We start from the raw sequence: 2,755 nt of genomic DNA on the forward strand, positions 1-2,755 counted from the left end.
GGGCGTCGTGCAGGCGCGTGGCGACCGGCTCGTGTTCCGGCACGACGTGGTGCGCGCGGCGCTGTACGGCGGGCTGCTGCCCGCCGACCGACGTGCGCTGCACGCCCGTGCGGCGTGGACGCTGCGCGAGGCGGGTGCGCCGCAGGCGGTCGTGGCGACCCACCTCGAACGCGCCCGCTGACGCTCGCCGCCGTCCTGGTCGTGGCCCTGGTGGGCCCCCGTGCGCGGGTCGCGCCGCGATGTGGGCGCCGGGCTGCGCCGCGGCGGGCGGGGGCCTAGCGTGGGCGGACGGGCCCGGCGGCGCCGCCTCGCGCGGCACGACGAGCGCCCACCACCCCGACGAGAAGGAGCGGACATGCCCACGCGCAGCGCGAAGACCTCTTGGCACGGCACCCTGACCGAGGGCACCGGTCACGTCGAGCTCACGAGCTCGGGCGCCGGGGCGTACGACGTCTCGTTCCCGCGCCGCGCGGCCGACGACGCCGAGGGCGTCACCAGCCCCGAGGAGCTGATCGCCGCCGCCCACTCGTCCTGCTACGCGATGCAGCTCTCCGCGGTCATCGCCGAGGCCGGCGGCACGCCCGTCGGGCTCGACGTGACGGCCGACGTCACGCTGCGGCCCGACCCCGCCGGCGGATTCCGGATCTCCGGGATCGCCCTGCGGGTGCGCGGGCAGGTCGAGGGGCTCGACGCCGACGGCTTCCTCGCGGCCGCCGAGAGCGCCAAGCTCGGCTGCCCGGTGAGCAAGGCCCTGACCGGTACCGAGATCACGCTGGACGCAGCTCTCGCGTGACCCGAGGGCACCTCGCCCCGGAACCCAGGTCCCGGGGCGAGGTGTTCGGGACTTCCGTCCCGTGAGGATTGCCTCACCTCATCACTAGCGTCGAGTGCGTGAACCTCGCGCAGAGCACGCCGGGCGACGTGGTCCGGGTCACGCGCATCGACCTCGACGGGGCGATGCGCAGACGCTGCCGTGAGCTGGGACTGGCTCCGGGGGCGGTCGTGCACGTCACGCACCGCGGCGGGTTCGGCGGCCGGGTCGTGGGGATCGGTGCGGACCGGTTCGCGCTCGACGCCCAGACGTGCGTCCACGTGTACGTCGCGCCCGTCGACCTGACCACGTCATGAGCTGCCACGAGGCGCCCGCGGCGATCTCGCCCGGGCCGGTCGGCGCCGCCGTGCTCGACGAGCCCCGCATCGCGCTCGTCGGCAACCCGAACGTGGGCAAGTCGACCCTGTTCAACGCGCTCACGGGCGCGCGACAGCGCGTGGTCAACGCCCCCGGGACGACGGTCGAGCTGCAGGAGGGCCGCTGGCGCGTGGGTGGCGTCCCGTGCCGCCTCGTCGACCTGCCCGGTACGTACAGCCTCGACGCGCGCTCGCCCGACGAGCAGGTCGCCGCGCACGCCGTGCACGACGACAGCACCGACCTCGTCGTGCTCCTGGTCGACGCCGCGGGGCTGGCCCGGTCGCTCGTGCTGGCGGGTCAGGTCGCGAGCGCCGCGCGGCCCGTCGTCGTCGCGCTGACCATGACCGACGTCGCTCGCACGCGAGGGCTGACCGTGCCCGCCGACGCCCTCGCGGACCAGCTCGGCGTCCCTGTGGTCGTGGTCGACCCGCGCACCGGGGCCGGCCTCGAGCGGCTCGCCTCGGCCGTCGCCCTCGCGCTGACGCACCCCCGCCGCCTCACGACCGCGCCGAGCCGACGCGTCACCACGCCCGGGACCGCTCCGGACACCGTGCTCGAGGGGGAGGCGGCCGCGGCCGGCACCGCCGCGAGCGACGACGAGGCCGAGCGCGTGTTCGCGTGGGTCGCCGACGTGCTGGCCGCCGTGCAGCTCGGGGGCGACGCGCCGCGGTCACCCGTGCGCACCTGGTCGGACCGCGTGGACCGCGTGCTCCTGGACCCGCGCGCGGGGATCCCGGTGCTGCTCGTCGTCATGTGGGCCCTGTTCCAGCTCGCGACGACCGTGGCCGCCCCGCTCATCGCCGCGGTCGACACGCTCGTGAACGGGTGGCTCGCCGACGCGGTGCGCGCCGCCCTGCCGTCGTCGGGCCCGTGGCACTGGCTCGAGGGCCTGCTCGTCGACGGCGCCCTCGCGGGCGTCGGGACGGTGCTGTCGTTCGTCCCGCTGCTCGCGCTGGTGTTCGTCGCGGTGGCCCTGCTCGAGGACTGCGGCTACCTCGCCCGCGCGGCGTTCGTCGCCGACCGCGCGATGCGGGCGATCGGACTCGACGGCCGGGCGGTGCTGCCGCTCGTCGTCGGCTTCGGCTGCAACCTGCCCGCCCTGGCCGCGACCCGCACGCTCCCGCACGCGCGTCAGCGGCTGCTCACGGGGCTGCTCATCCCGTTCACGTCGTGCACCGCACGGCTCACGGTGTACGTGCTCCTCGCGTCGGTGTTCTTCCCGCAGCACGCGGGCACCGTCATCTTCGTCATGTACCTCGCGTCCGCCGCGCTCGTCGTGCTCGGCGGTCTGGCGCTGCGGCGCACGCTGTTCCGCGACGTCCGCCGCGAGCCGCTCGTCCTCGCGCTGCCCGCCTACCAGCGCCCCGCGCCGCGGCCGATCGCGTTGTCGGTGTGGGTCCGGGTGCTCGCGTTCGCCCGGAAGGCGGGCGTGATCATCGTCGGGACGCTCACCGCGGTGTGGTTGCTCATGGCGATCCCCGTGACGGGCCATCACGCGATCGCCGACGTGCCCGTGCAGGACTCGCTGTACGGGCGCGCCGCCTCGACGCTCGCCCCCGTGCTCGC

The 2,755-nt window shown here is 75.9% G+C and carries 3 protein-coding genes and 1 pseudogene; all 4 read left to right on the top strand.

Going from position 1 to position 2,755, the window contains the following annotated elements; genetic code table 11:
• A pseudogene (locus CWIS_RS18915) lies at positions 1-181 on the top strand (ATP-binding protein); the annotation flags it as partial.
• A 174-nt stretch (positions 182-355) separates the two neighbouring features.
• Positions 356-793, top strand: coding sequence for an OsmC family peroxiredoxin (locus CWIS_RS10435; RefSeq protein WP_048343227.1), 438 nt, complete (start codon positions 356-358; stop codon positions 791-793).
• Between the two features lie 98 nt (positions 794-891).
• Entirely contained in the window at positions 892-1,128 is a 237-nt protein-coding gene (locus CWIS_RS10440; RefSeq protein ID WP_048343228.1) for a FeoA family protein, read from the top strand.
• Positions 1,125-2,755 (top strand): ferrous iron transport protein B (feoB, locus tag CWIS_RS10445; protein WP_048343238.1); only part of this gene is annotated, 1,631 nt, incomplete at its 3' end. The genes CWIS_RS10440 and feoB, both read left to right, overlap by 4 nt.

Source organism: Cellulomonas sp. A375-1 (genome assembly GCF_001040865.1).
GTDB lineage: Bacteria > Actinomycetota > Actinomycetes > Actinomycetales > Cellulomonadaceae > Cellulomonas > Cellulomonas gelida.